Below are 16,872 nucleotides of genomic sequence, written 5' to 3' on the forward strand. Positions count from 1 at the left end.
TCCTGACGGTCAGCGGCTGGGAAAGCGGGCAGTCTGGTGAGCATGCAAAGTCCTGTCAACTTCATTGGCGCTGGTTTGGTTGACGGCGGCTGGCGGTGGCTGCAGCGCCGCCTGTTGCCGGAACGCTGTCTGGTCTGTGGCGAGCCCGGCGTGCCGGGCCTGGACCTGTGTGCGGCCTGTGGCGATGGCCTGCCGTGGAATGCGGCGGCCTGCTGCCGCTGCGCGCTGCCGTTGCCGGCCCTGGATGCCGCGCAGGTCTGCGGCGCGTGCCAGCGCCGGCCGCCGTTGCTGGAGCGGGTCGCCAGCGCCTGCGTGTACGCCGCACCGGTCGATGGGCTGTTGCGCCGCTTCAAGTTCCACCAGGACCTGGCGGCCGGGCGCCTGCTCGCCGCACTGCTGCAGACACGCTGCGCGGCCTTGCCGCGGCCGCAGGCGCTGCTGCCGGTGCCGCTGCATCCGGCCCGGTTGCGTCAGCGTGGCTACGACCAGGCCCTGGAACTGGCGAAGCCGCTGGCGCGCGCACTGGCGCTGCCGCTGTGCCTGGCGCTGCAGCGGGTGCGGGCGACCGCGGCGCAGTCCGAACTGGACGCCCGCGCACGTCGGCGCAATCTGTGCGGCGCGTTCGCGGTGCCGGCCTCGGCGGTGCTGCCGGCGCACGTGGCCCTGGTCGACGACGTGATGACCACCGGCGCGACCCTGCACGCCGCGGCACAGGCGCTGCGCCGTGCCGGCGTCGAACGGGTCGATGCGTGGGTGGTGGCGCGGGTGCCGTGAGCGTGCTGCGTCTATCGCACGCGGGTGCAGACGGCTCGGCTCGGCCGGAAAGCGCGCGCGTCAGGGCGCGCTGCCTGTCGCGCGAGGCATGGCGGGACGCGCCGCGTTGCGTGCGCATCGGCCGACCTGCCGCAGCGGCGATCCGGCAGGGGGCTGCGCGCATGAACGGTCCGCAGGCGCCCCCGGCCTTATGATCGTGACGAGGCCAACAATGAAGGAGCTTGCGATGCGCCGGAAGGCTTCGGGTCTGTCGATGACGCTGTGTGTCTTTGCTGTCGCCGGGTGCGGGTATGGCAAGGCACCGGATGTCGCCGCCGCCATCCCGGTCAAGGCGAAGATCGAATGGCGCCTGGCCAGCCATGCGCCCACCCCCGACGCTGTCCAGGCCGACTACCACGGACAGCCTGTGTACCTGGCGCCGCAGGCGTTGCTGGTCGTCGAGGAGGCGGCGACCGTCGCGCCCGCCGACAACGGCGATGGCCAGCCAGCGCTGGATCTGCGCTTTCCTGGACATGGCCAGCGCCTGACCCGGGCCACCGAGCAGAACGTCGGCAAGCCGGTCGCACTGCTGGCCGACGGCCAGGTGCTGACCGTGGCCACGATCATGGCGCCGCTGCCGGGGGACAGCCTGCGGATCAGTGGGTTGCAGGACATGCAGGAGCAGCAGCGGGTGCTGGCGTTGTTGACCCACGCGCCGGCCGAGGCCGCGCCAGCGCAGGATGCCAAGCGCTAGAACGCGCTGGTGAGATGGGGAGCGGCCGATGCCGCATCCTGGCCTGGCCCTGTGCGGGCTGCGCCTGGACGCGGCCATGTCGGCACTGCGCGTTGGGGTGCCGGCCCGTTGCGGGGGCTTGGGGCACGTTTCGGCGCGCGCTGCGCGTGATCGATGACAGGCCCTAGGCTGCGCGCAGCGCCAGCGCCACGGCGATGCCGGCGAAGACCGCCAGGCCGACCCAGTTGTTGTGCAGGAAGGCGCGGAAGCACGCCGCGCGTTCGCGGTGCCGGGCCATGCGGAACTCGGCGGCCACCAGCAGCGCCGCCACGCCCAGGCCGACCCAGTACCAGATGCCCAGGTCCGCGCGCTGGCCGACGAAGGCCAGGGCGACGAACATCAGCGCGTACAGCACGCCCTGGATGACCAGATCCAGTTCGCCGAACAGGATCGCGGTGGACTTGGAGCCGGCGCGCAGGTCGTCCTCGCGATCGACCATCGCATACCAGGTGTCGTAGGCGGTGGCCCACAGGATGTTGGTCGCGTACAGCAGCCAGGCCAGCGCCGGCACCTCGCCGCGCACCGCGGCGAAGGCCATGGGGATGCCCCAGCCGAAGGCCATGCCCAGGTAGACCTGCGGCAGGTAGGTGTAGCGCTTGAGGTAGGGATAGCTGGCGGCCAGTAGCAGCCCGATCACGCTCAGGCCGATGGTCAGCGCGTTCATGGTCAGCACCAGCGCGAACGCCACCAGCATCAGCACCGCGAACACCGCCAGCGCTTCGCGGCCGCTGACCGCACCGGTGGCCAGCGGCCGGCTGCGGGTGCGCTCGACCTGCGGGTCCAGCCAGCGGTCGGCATAGTCGTTGATCACGCAGCCGGCCGAGCGGGTCAGCCAGACCCCGGCGGTGAACACGCACAGCGTCCACAGCGGCGGCACCCCGTCGGCGGCCAGCCACAGCGCCCACCAGGTCGGCCACAGCAGCAGCAGCGCGCCGATCGGCCGGTCGCCGCGCAGCAGCTTCCAGTACTGGCCCAGGCGCGCGCGCGGCGGCAGCGCGGCAGGCGTCTCGTAGCGTTCGTAACCCATCGCGCAAGGGTAGCAGCCGCATCGTGTGGACGGCAGCACGCGATGTCGTGCCGTTGGCCTGCGCTCCGCGCGGTAGCTGCGGGAGCGCGAGGTGTCGGTGCCGCTTGCAGGTCTACAGATACGCTCTGGCAGTCTGTCCGGCGCCAGCCTGTGGATGCTACCCCCGGGCCGGGCATGGTCGGCCCCGGCGTCGCCTGTGCGTCGCGCACGTCTTGCCTACGAGCGGCGCGGCCTGGTCGGAACGCCCGCGGGGGCGCTGCCGCAGGAAGTTGCGCCCGGGGGAGACGCGGCCGACGAATGCCGTTAGAATGCGCGTCCGTTGCGCCCGTAGCTCAGCCGGATAGAGTAGTGGCTTCCGAAGCCATTGGTCGGGGGTTCGAATCCCTCCGGGCGCGCCATCCAGTCTTGCTCCCTGCTTCCTCCGCCCCGTCTTTCCGACGATCGCGTGCCCGGCAAACAGATCCGCTGACGCCGCAGCGCGCATGCCAGCGGCACGGCTATCGTATGCGCATGCCTGCGCTCGTCTTCCCCATTTCTGCTCTTGGGCCTGCCCATTCCGCCGCCTGCTGCGCGGCAGAGGTCGGCATCGGCGACCCGTGCCCGCGCGTCGGGCGGATGGCGCAGATCCGCGCACGGGCATGACCATGCAACGCACCGCCAGTCCTCGGGCGCCCCTGCCCAAGCCGGCCGTGCGCCGGCTCGGCGCGGACGACGCGCTGGCCTATCTGCGGGTGGGCGAGGGCGCGCCGGTGCTGCTGGTGCACGGGGCGCTGTGCGACTACCGCTACTGGGCGCCGCAGCTGCGTGGCCTGGCCGATCGTTTCCAGCTCAGTGCGTTGAGCCTGGGCCAGTACTACCCTCGGCTGCCGTCGGCGGCGCGCCATGCGTTCGGCTGGCGCTGGCATGCCCGGCAGCTTGCCGCCTTCATTGCCGAGGAGCCGCGCCCGGTGCATCTGGTCGGCCACTCCCGCGGCGCCGCCGTGGCCTGGCAGGCGGCGCTGCTGCGGCCCGAGGCCATCGCCAGCCTGACCCTGTTCGATCCCGGCGGTCCGCAACCGCGGGGCCTGCCGCCGGAGGTGCAGGCGGTCCGCGCGCAGGCGATCGCGCTGCTGCAGGACGGCCAGGTCGAGGCCGGCCTGGCATGCTTCGTCGACTCGGTCAGCCAGCCCGGCGCCTGGGCACGCAGCAGCGCGAGCTTCCGGCAGATGGTCCGCGACAACGCGCAGACCCTGGTGCCGCAGATCGCCGATGCGCTGCCGGCGTACCGGCCCGAGCAGGCGGCGGCGCTGGCGATGCCGGTGCTGCTGGTCGCCGGCGAGCACAGTCCGGCGCAGTACCACGACAACGCCGCGGCCCTGGCCGGGTGGCTGCCGGATGCGCAGTTGCAGTTGCTCGCCGGCGCCTCCCACGGCATGACGTTTACCCACGCGCGGCGCTGCAATGGGCTGATCGCCGACGCGATCGTCGCTGCCGAAAGCGGGTCTTGAACGCGCCGTCCCGCGGCGCCGCGGCGTGGAACATTGGGCGCTGGTCGATTATCTAGACAAGAAGCGTGACCCGCTAATATTTATCCTGGCTCTATTCGTTTCGCGGGTGTTCGGAAAATGACCGGGAAACGTTTTGAGTTTTGCGCAGGGCCTGCTGGAGCCTGTCAGAATCTGGTTATAAATCGCTTTTCCGCGAACCTCGAGTGAAGCGTTACGCACGGTCACGATGAGACGCGCGTTGCAGGATGGAACTATTTAAAGTTCGAGCGTTGACAGTGACTGCGCGGTCGATGAGGTTGGTGTCGAACGCGCTATCGCCGCGCTACACAAGACGCCATCGCGTTCCACGCACGACCAACAGCCGCAGTTGCCACTTTCTCAAATCAGCTCAGGGGATTCCGTCATGAACATGATCCGGATGCACGCACGCGTGCATGCTTTAGCGATCGCCGCCCTCGCGTTTCCTGCCACACTGCTTGCGCCAGATGCGGTGGCGCAGGCGATCGGCACGTTTCCGCCGATCGAAACCAGTATTTCGCTTCCGCACGATGAGGCCGCGCACCGCCAGCCGGCCGAATGGTGGTATATGACCGGCTTTCTGGACGGTACCGACCCGTCCGGCGGAAAACATTCGTACGCGTACGAAATGGTCGTGTTTCAGATCGATGGCGTGGCCAATACGCCGCCGGTCTACGATGCGCATTTTGCGATCTCGGATCTGGACCGCGGCGATTTCCGCTTCAAGAAGCAGGTGACCACCGGTCCGTTCACTACCTCGACCGACCGTTTCGATCTCGATGTCGCCGGCTTCCAGATGGGCGGATCGATGGGCAGTTACTACGCCAAGGCCGCGCCCGCCGATCTGGATTACGCCATCGACCTCAGCACGCAGGCGCTGCAGAAACCGACCTTGAACGGTACCAATGGCGTGGAAACCTACGGCGATTTCATCTCTCCGTATTATTCCTTCAACGTCAATGCCACCAGCGGCACGGTGTGGGACCACGGCGTGCCGGTCAAGGTCACCGGGACCTCCTGGTACGACCACGAATGGGCCAACGGCATTCCCGGCGACGCCAACAGCGGCTGGACCTGGTTCGGCGTTTCGCTGGACGACAACAGCCAGTACAACATCAGTTTCTTCATGAAGGGCGACGGCACGGTGGATCAGGCGCTCGCCGTCAAGACCGCCGACGGCCACTACGCGCCGGTCGATCCCGCCGCGCTCAAGCTGGAGCGGATCGGCAGCTGGACCAGTCCGCATACCGGCTACACCTATCCGGCGCAGTGGAAGGTCACCTTGCCCGACGGCGCAATCACCATTACCCCGATGCTGCAGGACGCCGAACTGTATGCGCCGGCCACGCAGAAGTTCTATTTCGAAGGACCCGCCAAGGTGGCGGGCACCCTGGCCGGAAAATCCATTACCGGCAAGGCGTTCGCGGAAATGAATCCCTGGGGCGTGGAGTGGGGCGCGCGCATCCTGCCTTGACCTCGCCGCATCGCATCCAATCAGTACGACATCCGTCATTCATTCGAGGAAATCACAATGAATCTCTCTGCAAGAACGTTCGGGCGCTTCCGTGGCTGGCTCGCCGCGGCCATGGTCATCGTGTGCGGGCTCTCGTCCGCGCCCGCGGCGGCGCAAGTCTTCGAATAACCTGCGCCGGTGCAATTGCCGCGCGACGAAGGCCCGCACCACAGCCAGTTGGAATGGTGGTATTTCGTCGGCCATCTGTACGGCGTCGATCCCAGCGGCGCCAAGCGCGAATTCGGTTACGAGGTCACCGTGTTCCAGTTGTGGCCGATCGGCTCCGGGCCGGCCACCTACTCCTGGCATTTCGCGGTCACCGACGTGAACAACAAGCTGCACAAGGTGGAAGAGCGCTTCGTCTCCGAACAGATCCCGGACCAGCAGGGATCGTTCAACTTCACCAACGACGGCTGGTCGATCAGCGGGTCGCAGCAGAACTATGCGATCAAGGGCGCGCTCAGCGACGGACGCTTCGCCATCGACCTCAAGACCAGCAGCGACATGCCTTTCGTCCTGCATAACGGCAACGGCGTGGTGGACTATCGGCCCATCGCCAAGACCTCGGCCTACTACTCGTCCACGGCGCTGGATACGGAAGGCACGGTCTACGACAACGGCGTGCCGATCAAGATCGTCGGCACCTCGTGGCAGGACCGCCAGTGGTTCGTCAAGGGCATGGCCTCCGACGAGAACGGCTCGTTCTTCGGCGGCGGCTGGAACTGGTTCGCCATCCAGCTCGATAACGACACGCAGTACATGCTGTATTACCTGCAGGATCCCAACACCGGCGCCATCACCAACAAGTTCGGCACGCGCGTGTCCAAGGGCGTGGCGACGCCGGTGTCCGGCAGCGAGATGGACCTGCAGCGGCTCGCGACCTGGACCAGCCCGAATTCCGGCTACACCTACGAGTCGAAGTGGAACGTGATCCTGCCCGAGGGCAATCTGCTCATCACCCCGTTGGTCGACGACCAGGAGATGCTGTGGACCGGTCACCGCACGTACTGGGAAGGCGCCTCGCAGGTGGTCGGCACCCTCAACGGCAACGACGTCACCGGCCGCAGCTACGTCGAGGTCAATCCGTGGCGGCAGCCGTACACGTCGCTGCCCTGAACGCCGCGATGTAGCCGCAGCAACCTTGTTCCAGGCGGAGACATCCGCCTGGAACAGCGGCGTGTGTGACGTCGGCAGTGGTGCTGGTACATGACGCGGCCAGGGCCACGCCGGTGCTGGCCAGAGGATGCGGCCGCCGCCTCGCGATTGCGCAGGTGGGGCAGGACAGGTGCGATGTAGTGCCAGGGGCACGTGCGCGATCTCGCAGGAACGGCGGTGTTGCCCGCGTCATGCCGGGCTGCTTGGGGCCAGTTGTAGGAGCGGCTTCAGCCGCGACACGCTTCCGCGCGAATGTCCGTCGCGGCGGGAGGGCGCCTCTGATCACCTGCTTTCGCCACACGCAAGCCGGATCCAGGTTGCCGTGTGGGAACGGCTTCAGCCGCGACAGGCTTCACCGGGAACGTCCCGTCGCGGCTGAAGCCGCTCCTACGACTTGTTTCCCGTCGTTATTCGGGCTGCTCTGAAGCCCTTCCCAGACGACAGGCCACCGGCCCTGCGGCTTGAGTTCGCAGAGGAGTGAGTGCGTCGGACGTGGTGCGGGCGATGCCCCCCCACATTGCCCGCATCCATTCGGTCCAAATACCAGAGGGGCGACGGTCCTAGGCGCTACGTGCCACCGGCGCCGGCTCGCCGCGATCCAGTTGCCGGTAGGCGATGGCTTCGGTCAGATGCGCGGTGGCGATGGCATCGCTGGCGTCCAGGTCGGCGATGGTGCGCGCCACGCGCAGGATGCGGTGCAGCGAGCGTGCCGACAGCCGCAGGCGCTCGATGGCCTGTTCCAGCAAGGCCTCGTCGCGCGGCTGCAGGCGACAGTCGCGCAAGGTCTCGCTGTGGCCGAGCTGGCCGTTGGGCCGGCCGGCCCGGCGCTGTTGCCGCTGCCGCGCCAGCTCGACGCGCTCGCGCACGGCGGCGCTGGTTTCGCCGGGCGGCGCATCGGCGCGCAGCGCCTGCGGGGGGAGCCGCGGCACTTCCACGTGCAGGTCGATGCGATCCAGCAGCGGGCCGGAGATGCGCGCGCGATAGCGCCGCACCGCCTCCTCGCTGCAGCGGCAGCGGCCGCTGGGGTCGCCGGCCCAGCCGCAGGGGCAGGGATTCATCGCCGCCACCAACTGGAAGCGCGCGGGAAACTCGGCGCTGCGCGCCGCGCGCGACACGGTCACCTGGCCGGACTCCAGCGGTTCGCGCAGCACTTCCAGGGCATGCCGGTTCCACTCGGGCAACTCGTCCAGGAACAGCACGCCGTGGTGGGCCAGGGAGATCTCGCCAGGGCGCGGATGGGTGCCGCCGCCGACCAGCGACACCGCGCTGGCGGTGTGGTGCGGCGCGCGGTAAGGACGTTGCCGCCAGCGCGCCGGATCCACGCCGCGGCCGCTGACCGAGGCGATGGCGGCGCTCTCCAGCGCCTCGGCCTCGCTGGCCGCGGGCAGGATCCCGGGCAGGCGCGAGGCCAGCAGGGTCTTGCCGCAGCCGGGGCTGCCGATCAGCAGCAGGTGGTGATGTCCGGCCGCGGCGATCTCCAGGGCGCGCCGCGCCTGCGCCTGGCCGCGCACGTCGCTCAGATCGGGAAAGGGCGCGGCGACGGCCGGCGGCGCCGTCGCCGCGGGCAGGGTCTTGCTGCCGTTGAGCAACCCGCAGACCTCCAGCAGGGTCCGCGCGGTGAACGCCTGCACGTGTTGCGCCAGTGCGGCCTCGGCGCCGTTGTCGGCCGGCACGATCAGGGTACGTCCTGCCTGTGCCGCGGCCAGCGCGGCCGGCAGGACGCCGTCGACTGGGCGCAATTCGCCGGTCAGGGCCAGTTCGCCGAGGAATTCGTACTGGCCGAGCACCTGCGGGTCGAGCTGGCCGGCGGCGGCGAGGATGCCCAGCGCGATCGGCAGGTCGAAGCGGCCGCCCTCCTTGGGCAGGTCGGCCGGGGCCAGGTTGACGGTGATCCGCCGTGCCGGGAATTCGTACTGCGCGCACAGCAGCGCGGCGCGGACCCGATCGCGCGACTCGCGCACCGCCGCCTCGGGCAGGCCGACGATCTGGGTGGCCGGCAGGCCGCCGGACAGATGGACTTCGACCCGAACCGGAGGCGCAAGCACCCCCGCGCGGGCACGGCTGTGCACCAGCGCCAGGCTCATGGTGGCGGGTGGATCAGGGCGTGGGGCTGGGCGTCTGCCCGTTGCGCGCCGCTTCCAGCGCGGCGACGCTGCGCTCCAGCGCTTCGAGTTTCTCGCGGGTGCGCAGCAGCACCGCGCGCTGCACTTCGAACTCCTCGCGGGTGACCAGGTCGAGCTTGCCCAGCCCGGCCTGCAGCGCGCTCTTGAAGGTGCTCTGCAGTTCGTCGCGGGATTGGCGCAGACCCGGCGGCACCAGGTCGCTGAGGCGGCGGGCGAGGTCGTCGAGATGGTTGAGGTCGATCATGGCTGTGCTCCGGCAGGTGGCGTCAGACTGCGGCACCCGGCAGGTCGGGACCATCGGGATCGGACGCGGCGCGCTGTCGGAAAATTCCGGCGTTGGGGGCGCGCGGCCATTGAACCCGACGGCCGCCGATCGCGCAACCGCGCTATCCTGAGGCCATTGTGATTGGAGAACGCCGCATGAAGATGATCATGGCCGTGATCAAGCCGTTCAAGCTCGACGATGTGCGCGAAGCGCTCGCCGCGCAGGGTGTGGCCGGCATCACCGTCACCGAGGTCAAGGGCTTCGGCCGGCAGAAGGGCCATACCGAGCTGTACCGCGGCGCCGAGTACGTGGTCGATTTCCTGCCCAAGGTGAAGCTGGAAGTGGCGGTCAGCGAGGACCAGGTCGAGCGCGTGGTCGAGGCCATCGTCAAGGCCGCCGCTACCGGCAAGATCGGCGACGGCAAGGTGTTCGTCTACGACCTGGGCACAGTGGTGCGGATCCGCACCGGCGAACTGGATGCGGACGCGCTGTAGCACGCTCGCCGCACCTGCGTCGGCATGGCATGGGCGCGGTGCAGGGGCGGCTTCAGCCGCGACGTGACCTCACCGGTAAGGCCCATCGCGACGGAAGGGCGCCTCCAATCTGTTCGGGGCGTGTCCTGCAGGAGCGGCTTCAGCCGCGACGGGGCGTTCCCGATAAAGCCGTCGCGGCTGAAGCCGCTCCTACAAACGTGGGATTCATGCCTGCCGGAGTCTGCCGCCGCGTGGCGGACCCGTTGGATGGGCCAAGCACGCGTGCGCCAGGCGCCGGCTCAGGCGCCAACGTAGCCGCGGCCGAGGGTGAGCCAGAACGTCGCCACCACCGGCGCCGCCACGACGATCGTCAGGCGGCTGGACGGCAGCGGTGGGCGCGACGCCTTGCCGAAGGCCCGGACAGCGCCGGCGATCCGAGGCATCGGCGCAGGCCATGCGCGCCGATGCCAGGGGCCTCGCCTTAGGCGCCCAGCGCTTCGACCACGAACGGCGGCAGCACCTGGGTGCCGGTGTGCAGGTGCGCGCTGTAGTAGCGGGTGGCGAACGGCTTGGCCGCGGCGTCGGCCTGGCGGAAGTCGAAGCCGCCCTGCTTGCGCGCCATGGTCACGCTCCACCAGCCGGTCGGATAGCACGGCTGCGGGAACGGCACGGTGTGGAAGCTGGCGAAGCCGGCCTTGCCCATTTCCGCGCGCATTTCCTTGATCAGGTCCAGCAGCGCCAGCGGCGATTCGGACTGCTGCACCAGGATGCCGTCGTCCTTCAGCGCCTTGAAGCAGCTCTCGTAGAAGGCCTTGTTGAACAGGCCTTCGGCCGGGCCGACCGGGTCGGTGGAGTCGACGATGACGATGTCCACGCTGCCGGCCGGGCAGTTGGCCATGTAGGCCACGCCGTCGTCGAACAGCAGTTCGGCGCGCGGGTCGCCGTTGGACTCGCACAGCTCCGGGAAGTACTTCTCGGCCATGCGCGTGACCTGCTCGTCGATGTCGCACTGGGTGGCGCTTTCCACGCCCGGGTGCTTGAGGACTTCGCGCAAGGTGCCGCAGTCGCCGCCGCCGATGATCACCACGCGCTTGGGCGCGGCGTGGGTGAACAGCGCCGGATGGCTGATCATCTCGTGGTAGAAGAAGTTGTCGCGCGTGGTCAGCATCACCGCGCCGTCGATCACCATCAGCTTGCCCCAGTCGGTGGTGTCGTAGATCTCGATCTTCTGGAACGGCGACTGCACCTCGTCCAGCTTGCCGGTGATGCGGTAGCCGATGGCCGAGCCGGTGGGCTGGAAATGTTCGATGTACCAGTTGTCGTTGGCGCTCATGGAATGTCCTAGGAAAGCAAAAAGAATGCAGCGTTTCCTTCTCCCCCCGGGAGAAGGTGGCGCGAAGCGCCGGATGAGGGTCGGGCGCAGCCTCACACAGCCAAGCCACGCGACGCTGTTACCACACCTCGCCGGATGAGGGTCGGGCGCAGCCTCGTGCAGCCAAGCCACGCGATGCTGCCGCCACACCCTTTCCGGATGAGCGCCAGGCGCAGGCCACGCCAGGCGCCCGCGCACCCGGCCCGGCTCCAGCCGGAGCCGAGGGCGTCGGAACGGCGCGGATTGTAACGGACCCCACGCGTAGCAGGGGTTACAATCCACGCCCTTTTTCCCTCAGCCGAGCCGCCACGATGAGCGATTGGTCCCTCGACCAAGCCCGCAAGACCTACTCGATCCCGCACTGGGCCGACGGGTACTTCGACGTGGACGCGGCCGGCCGGGTGGTGGTGCGGCCGCAGGGCGCCGACGGCGTGGCGATCGCGCTGCCGGAGGTGGTGGACGCCGCGCGCGCGGCCGGCGCCAAGCTGCCGATGCTGGTGCGCTTCCCCGACATCCTCGGCGAGCGCCTGGGCAAGCTGCAGGCCGCCTTCGCCCAGGCGCAGGCCGACTGGGACTACGCCGGCGGCTACACCGCGGTGTATCCGATCAAGGTCAACCAGCACCGCGGCGTGGCCGGCACCCTGGCCAGCCACCAGGGCGAGGGCTTCGGCCTGGAGGCGGGCAGCAAGCCGGAACTGATGGCGGTGCTGGCGCTGTCGCGGCCGGGCGGGCTGATCGTGTGCAACGGCTACAAGGACCGCGAATACATCCGCCTGGCGCTGATCGGGCGCAAGCTCGGGCTGCAGACCTTCATCGTCATCGAGAAGCCGTCGGAGCTGACGCTGGTGCTGGAGGAGGCGCGCGCGCTGGACGTGAAGCCGGGCCTGGGCGTGCGCATGCGCCTGGCCTCGCTGGGCGCGGGCAAGTGGCAGAACAGCGGCGGCGACAAGGCCAAGTTCGGGCTGTCGCCGCGGCAGGTGCTGGACCTGTGGAAGACCCTGCGCGACACCGAGTACGCCGACGCGCTGAACCTGCTGCACTTCCACATGGGCTCGCAGATCTCCAACGTGCGCGACATCGCCAACGGCATGCGCGAGGCCACCCGCTATTTCGTCGAACTCTCCAAGCTGGGCGCGAAGATCAGCCACGTCGACGTCGGCGGCGGCCTGGGCATCGACTACGAAGGCACCCGCTCGCGCAGCTACTGCTCGATCAACTACGGCCTGCATTCCTACGCCAGCAACATCGTGCAGCCGCTGGCCAGCGCCTGCGAGGAGCACGGCCTGGCGCCGCCGCGCATCGTCACCGAGTGCGGGCGCGCGATGACCGCGCACCACGCGGTGCTGATCGCCAACGTGTCCGAGGTGGAGCAGGCGCCGGAAGGCCGCGTGCCGGACGCGCACGACGACGAACCGGCGGCGATCCGTCACCTGCGCGAGATCCATGCCGAACTGGACCAGCGCCCGGCGGTGGAACTGTTCCAGGAGGCGCAGCACTTCCATGCCGAAGGCCTCAGCGGCTACGCCCTGGGCCAGATCGACCTGACCCATCGCGCGCGCATCGACGACCTGTTCTACGCCATCGCCCATGGCGTGCGGGCGCGGCTGAGCCACGAGGAAAAGAGCCACCGCCCGGTGCTGGACGAACTCAACGAGCGCCTGGTCGACAAGTACTTCGTCAACTTCAGCGTGTTCGAATCGATTCCCGACGTGTGGGCGATCGACCAGGTGTTCCCGATCGTGCCGATCGAGCGCCTGAACGAGGCGCCGGCGCGGCGCGGCGTGGTCTGCGACATGACCTGCGATTCCGACGGCATGGTCAAGACCTACGTCGAGAACGAAAGCCTGGACAGCTCGCTGCCGCTGCATGCGCTGCGCCCGGGCGAGAGCTACCGCATCGGTTTCTTCCTGGTCGGCGCCTACCAGGAGATCCTGGGCGACATCCACAACCTGTTCGGCGACACCGACGCGGTGGAAGTGGCGGTGGACGGCGACGGCTACCGCATCGCCCAGCAGCGCCGCGGCGACACCACCGACGTGATGCTGGACTACGTCGGCTACCGCCTGGACGAGCTGCGCGCGGCCTACGCCGAACGCGTGGCCGCCGCGCAGCTGCCGGCCGCGCAGGCCGCGCAACTGGCCGACGCGCTCGAGGCCGGCCTGACCGGCTACACCTACCTGTCGGACGAACCGCTGGGCTGAGTGCGCGCGGGACTGGCGCCAGCGCCGGCGTCCGCCAGTAAGCCCCTCTCCCCTCGGGAGAGGAAGTGGGGTGAGGGGACGTCCCGCGCACGCGAGCATGGGGTTGGTCGCTTGGCGCCGCGGCTGCGTCCTTCAGGCGCGATCGCACGGGCGCCGGTGCACGGCGTCCGCCGCAGATGGCGGCGCAGCCAGTAAGCTGCGCGCTTCCCACCGCCACCTTCCCCGCGATGCGCTCTCCCGGCCTCGACCTGCTGCGCGCCATCGCCATCGTCTGGGTGATGCTGTTCCACTCCTTCGTGGTCGGTGGGCTGGGCCCGGACTGGCAGTGGCTGTCGCGCGATGGCTGGATGGGCGTGGACCTGTTCTTCGTGCTCAGCGGCTTCCTGATCGGCGGCCAGGTGCTGGCGCCGCTGGCGCGTAGCGAGCGGCTGCGCTACGGCGATTTCTACCGGCGCCGCGCCTATCGCATCCTGCCGGCGTACGCGGTGGTGCTGGCGCTGTACCTGGCCTGGCCGGGCTTTCGCGAAGCGCCCGGGATCGCGCCGTGGTGGCTGTTCGCCAGCTTCACCCTCAACCTCGGCATCGACTACGCCAACCAGCAGGCGTTCTCGCATGCCTGGTCGCTGTGCGTGGAAGAGCATTTCTACCTGGTGTTCCCGCTGCTGGCGGCGTGGATGCTGCGGCGGCCGTCGGCGCCGCGTTTCGTGGCGCTGTGCGTGGCCGTGGTGGTCGGTGGGATCGCCCTGCGCAGCGCCATCTGGCTGCACGACAGCGCGCTGGATCGCATCGGCGCCGGGCTGCAGCGCAACTGGTTCATCGAGGATCTCTACTACCCCACCTGGAACCGCCTGGACGGCCTGCTGGCCGGCGTGGTGCTGGCGGTGCTGAAGACCTTCCGGCCGCAGCACTGGCAGCGCCTGCAGCGCCACGCCAGCGCCGTGGCGCTGGCCGGCATCGCGGTCTGCGCGCTGGCGATGTGGCTGTTCCGCGACCGGACCGGCCTGCTCGCCAATGCGATCGGCTGGCCGGTGCTGTCGCTGGGGCTGGCGTTGCTGGTCGGCGCCGGCGCCTCCACCCAGGGATGGCTGGGGCGTTGCCGGGTGCCGGGCGTGGCCTGGCTGGCCGCGGTGTCCTACAGCCTGTACCTGAGCCACAAGGCCGCGTTCCATCTGACCCAGGTGTGGTTCGGTGCGCAACTGGACGGGTGCGGGCCGCTCGCCTTCGCCGTCTATGCCGGCATGGCGCTGGCGTTCGCGGCGGTGCTGCATTATGCGGTGGAGCGGCCGTTCCTGCGCCTGCGCGCGCGGCGCAGCGTTCCCGCGCCGGTCGCGCTGCGCGCAAGCTGACGTCCGGCCGCTACGTCCTCATCCGCGCGCTGCCAGTGCCGCATGTGCCGCCTGCAGGCGCTGTTGCACGATCTCCGCCAGTCGCGCCACCGCCGGCGGCGGCGTGGCGACCGCGCGATGCAGGGTCAGCCCCAGTGCCGGCAGCGTCGGCAGGCCGCCGGCGCCGGGCGCCAGCAGGGTCAGTGCGGCCGGCACGCCGGCCGGGGTGCGCAGGGTGATGCCCAAGCCAGCGCGGACCGCGGCCCACACGCCGGCGAGGCTGGCGCTGGTGAAGGCGATGCGCCACGGGATGCCGGCGCGGTCCAGTGCGGTGGTCGCGGCGCTGCGCAACAGGCACGGCGCTTCCAGCATCACCAGCGGCAGCGGCGCGTCGCCGCTCCAGGCCAGTGCGGACGAGAGGCCGGGTGCGGCGGCGATCCAGCGCAGCGGCCAGGGCGCCTGCGCCTGACAGTGCGCCGACGCGGCGCCGGATTCCCAGGCCAGGGCCAGGTCCAGTTGCCCGGCCTCCACCCGCGTCAGCAGCTCCTGGTGGCGGGCAATGCGCGCTTCGATCCGCACCTGCGGGTGGGCGCGGGCGAAACGCCCCAGCACGTCCGGCAGCATGTGCTCGCCGAAGTCCTCCTGCAGCCCCAGCCGCACCCAGCCTTGCAGCGCGGTGTCCTGCAGGGCCACGACCGCCTCGTCGTTGAGCTCGAGCAGCCGCCGCGCGTAGCCCAGCAACGCTTCGCCGGCCTCGGTCAGGGCCAGGCCGCGGCCTTGGCGGCGCAGCACCGGCTGCCCGGCCTGCTCCTCCAGCTTCTTCAACTGCGCGCTGATCGCCGAGGTGGAACGCCCGCGGCGGTCGGCCGCCTTGGCGAAGCTGCCCAGCTCCACGCCGGCGACGAAGCTGCGCAGCGCGTCGAGGTCGAAGGTGGTGGGGCGCATCGGTCGATCCTGCTTTTCCGGATGGTCGTTTCGATATTTTCCGATTTTTCGGAAGATTGTGCGCGACTAGGCTGTGCCCGTTCCCCATGCGAGGCCTTCCCGATGTCCGACCCCAGCACGCCTTTTCCCTCTCCCCAGGCCGCGTTCGGCGACATCGCGCCGGCGTTCGCCCGCCTGACCGACGAGGTGCTGTTCGCCCAGGTGTGGCAGCGCCCGGGGCTGTCGCCGCGCGAACGCAGCCTGGTCACGGTGGCCGCGCTGGTCGCGCTGTATCGGCTGGAGCAGTTGCCGTTTCACCTGGCGCGCGCGCTGGACAACGGGCTCGACCGCGAGGCCCTGGCCGAAGCCATCACCCATCTGGCCTTCTACGCCGGCTGGCCGTGCGCGGCGTCGGCGCTGCCGTTGCTGCGCGCCGCCGCCGCGGCGCGGCCGGCCACGACGGAGGCGCGCTGATGCCGTACGCCCGCGTTTCGCTGCTGCGCGGCAACACGCCCGCCTACCTGCGCGCGCTGTCGGCCAGCCTCTACCAGGCCATGCACGAGGCTTTCGAGGTGCCGGCCGGCGACTGTTTCCAGGTCATCCACCAGCACGACCCGAACGAACTGGTGTTCGACCGCCACTACCTGGGCGGGCCGCGCTCGGCCGGCTTCGTGCTGATCGCCATCACCGCCGGCCGCGAACGCAGCGCCGCCTGCAAGCAGGCGTTCTACCGGCGCCTGGTCGAGCTGCTGGCGATCGCGCCGGGGATCGCGCCGGAGGACGTGATGGTCACCATCGTCACCACCGACGCGCAGGACTGGTCCTTCGGCGGCGGTCGCGCCGGCATCGCCGCCAGCGGAGCGCCGGCATGATCGCCATGCAGTACAGCATCGCCTTGCCGGCGGACTACGACATGGCGATCATCCGCCGCCGCATCGCCGACAAGGGGCCGTTGCTGGACACGCTGCCGGGGCTGGGATTCAAGGCCTACCTGGTCGCCGATCGCCGCGATCCGGTCCTGCCCGGCCGGCAGAACCTGTATGCGCCGTTCTATCTGTGGCGCGATGCGGCGGCGATGCATGCGTTCCTCGCCGGTCCCGCGTTCGCCGCGTTGTGCGAGGCCTTCGGCCGCCCGGCGGTGCAGTCGTGGATGGTCGGGACGGCGTGGACGTCGGCGGCGCTGCGCACGGCGCGTTACGCCACCCGTGAGCTTGAGGCACCCTCGCTTGCCTTGGAGCACGACACCGACGACGGGCACGCGCCGAGCGAACGCGTGCTGGCCACGGTGCGCGGTTACGAACCGCAGGGATGGACGCGGCTGCGGTTTCGCCTGTGGCGCGACCCGCCGGCGGCAGACGACCAGGCACAGCGCTATGCCGTGCATCACATCAGCGTACCCGGCGCGATCGACGCCACCGGGTAAGCCGGCGGCGGCGTTGCACG

Annotated in this window: 17 protein-coding genes and 1 tRNA gene; 12 read left to right on the forward strand and 6 right to left on the reverse strand. The window is 69.8% G+C overall.

The features are described 5' to 3' along the window. The first annotated feature begins 42 nt into the window (after positions 1–42). Entirely contained in the window at positions 43–774 is a 732-nt protein-coding gene (locus AC1PME_RS02020) for a double zinc ribbon domain-containing protein (protein WP_481097148.1), read from the forward strand. Positions 775–1,000: 226 nt separating this feature from the next. Further along, positions 1,001–1,507, forward strand: a complete 507-nt coding sequence (locus AC1PME_RS02025; protein ID WP_481097149.1) for a SecDF P1 head subdomain-containing protein — start codon at positions 1,001–1,003, stop codon at positions 1,505–1,507. Positions 1,508–1,670: 163 nt separating this feature from the next. On the opposite strand, the gene ubiA is transcribed toward AC1PME_RS02025, so the two are convergent. Continuing rightward, positions 1,671–2,573 carry a 4-hydroxybenzoate octaprenyltransferase gene (ubiA, locus tag AC1PME_RS02030; protein WP_307548022.1) on the reverse strand — a complete coding sequence of 301 codons (903 nt, stop codon included), beginning with the start codon at positions 2,571–2,573 and terminating at the stop codon, positions 1,671–1,673. A gap of 321 nt (positions 2,574–2,894) precedes the next feature. On the opposite strand from ubiA, the gene AC1PME_RS02035 reads away from it, so the two are divergent. The 4 genes from AC1PME_RS02035 to AC1PME_RS02050 all read left to right on the forward strand — a co-directional run bounded on the left by AC1PME_RS02035 (position 2,895) and on the right by AC1PME_RS02050 (position 6,707). After that, a tRNA-Arg gene (locus AC1PME_RS02035) sits at positions 2,895–2,971 on the forward strand. Between the two features lie 246 nt (positions 2,972–3,217). Next, entirely contained in the window at positions 3,218–4,060 is an 843-nt protein-coding gene (locus AC1PME_RS02040) for an alpha/beta fold hydrolase (protein ID WP_307552811.1), read from the forward strand. Between the two features lie 403 nt (positions 4,061–4,463). Further along, a complete protein-coding gene (locus AC1PME_RS02045; protein ID WP_254460050.1) occupies positions 4,464–5,552 on the forward strand; it encodes a carotenoid 1,2-hydratase in 1,089 nt (362 codons plus the stop codon). Positions 5,553–5,729: 177 nt separating this feature from the next. Continuing rightward, positions 5,730–6,707, forward strand: coding sequence for a lipocalin-like domain-containing protein (locus tag AC1PME_RS02050; protein WP_481097150.1), 978 nt, complete (start codon positions 5,730–5,732; stop codon positions 6,705–6,707). A 599-nt stretch (positions 6,708–7,306) separates the two neighbouring features. Here the strand turns inward: AC1PME_RS02050 and AC1PME_RS02055 are convergent. Together AC1PME_RS02055 and ubiK are read right to left on the reverse strand one after the other, a co-directional pair. Next, the gene (locus tag AC1PME_RS02055; RefSeq protein ID WP_481097151.1) at positions 7,307–8,830 is read right to left on the reverse strand and encodes a YifB family Mg chelatase-like AAA ATPase; all 1,524 of its coding nucleotides are present in this window, start codon (positions 8,828–8,830) and stop codon (positions 7,307–7,309) included. Positions 8,831–8,843: 13 nt separating this feature from the next. After that, a complete protein-coding gene (gene ubiK / locus AC1PME_RS02060) occupies positions 8,844–9,113 on the reverse strand; it encodes a ubiquinone biosynthesis accessory factor UbiK (RefSeq protein WP_254460053.1) in 270 nt (89 codons plus the stop codon). Positions 9,114–9,289: 176 nt separating this feature from the next. Here ubiK and AC1PME_RS02065 point away from each other — a divergent pair, with 176 nt between their 5' ends. After that, entirely contained in the window at positions 9,290–9,628 is a 339-nt protein-coding gene (locus AC1PME_RS02065; protein ID WP_010341856.1) for a P-II family nitrogen regulator, read from the forward strand. Positions 9,629–9,906: 278 nt separating this feature from the next. Here the strand turns inward: AC1PME_RS02065 and AC1PME_RS02070 are convergent, their stop codons facing one another. Beyond that, on the reverse strand, positions 9,907–10,050 hold the full coding sequence (locus tag AC1PME_RS02070; RefSeq protein ID WP_307548039.1) for a hypothetical protein: 144 nt from the start codon (positions 10,048–10,050) through the stop codon (positions 9,907–9,909). A 38-nt stretch (positions 10,051–10,088) separates the two neighbouring features. Further along, on the reverse strand, positions 10,089–10,940 hold the full coding sequence (gene speE, locus AC1PME_RS02075) for a polyamine aminopropyltransferase (RefSeq protein ID WP_481097152.1): 852 nt from the start codon (positions 10,938–10,940) through the stop codon (positions 10,089–10,091). 350 nt (positions 10,941–11,290) lie between these two features. Between speE and speA the strand changes: the two genes are divergently transcribed. Then, positions 11,291–13,180 carry an arginine decarboxylase gene (gene speA, locus AC1PME_RS02080; RefSeq protein ID WP_481097153.1) on the forward strand — a complete coding sequence of 630 codons (1,890 nt, stop codon included), beginning with the start codon at positions 11,291–11,293 and terminating at the stop codon, positions 13,178–13,180. Positions 13,181–13,407: 227 nt separating this feature from the next. Next, on the forward strand, positions 13,408–14,526 hold the full coding sequence (locus AC1PME_RS02085; protein ID WP_481097154.1) for an acyltransferase family protein: 1,119 nt from the start codon (positions 13,408–13,410) through the stop codon (positions 14,524–14,526). 18 nt (positions 14,527–14,544) lie between these two features. Here the strand turns inward: AC1PME_RS02085 and AC1PME_RS02090 are convergent, their stop codons facing one another. Next, complete coding sequence (locus AC1PME_RS02090; protein WP_481097155.1) at positions 14,545–15,450, reverse strand: LysR substrate-binding domain-containing protein; 906 nt, start codon at positions 15,448–15,450, stop codon at positions 14,545–14,547. Between the two features lie 102 nt (positions 15,451–15,552). Between AC1PME_RS02090 and AC1PME_RS02095 the strand changes: the two genes are divergently transcribed. The 3 genes from AC1PME_RS02095 to AC1PME_RS02105 are packed head-to-tail and all read left to right on the forward strand — an operon-like array spanning position 15,553 to position 16,852. Continuing rightward, positions 15,553–15,903 carry a carboxymuconolactone decarboxylase family protein gene (locus AC1PME_RS02095; RefSeq protein WP_254460059.1) on the forward strand — a complete coding sequence of 117 codons (351 nt, stop codon included), beginning with the start codon at positions 15,553–15,555 and terminating at the stop codon, positions 15,901–15,903. Continuing rightward, positions 15,903–16,301: a tautomerase family protein gene (locus AC1PME_RS02100; protein ID WP_481097156.1), complete on the forward strand. Its 399-nt coding sequence runs from the start codon at positions 15,903–15,905 to the stop codon at positions 16,299–16,301. The genes AC1PME_RS02095 and AC1PME_RS02100 overlap by 1 nt, the downstream gene beginning before the upstream one ends. Beyond that, complete coding sequence (locus tag AC1PME_RS02105) at positions 16,298–16,852, forward strand: DUF4865 family protein (protein ID WP_481097157.1); 555 nt, start codon at positions 16,298–16,300, stop codon at positions 16,850–16,852. Before AC1PME_RS02100 ends, AC1PME_RS02105 begins: the two co-directional genes overlap by 4 nt. The last annotated feature ends 20 nt before the right edge of the window (positions 16,853–16,872 follow it).

It is taken from the genome of Xanthomonas sp. NCPPB 901 (assembly GCF_056725085.1).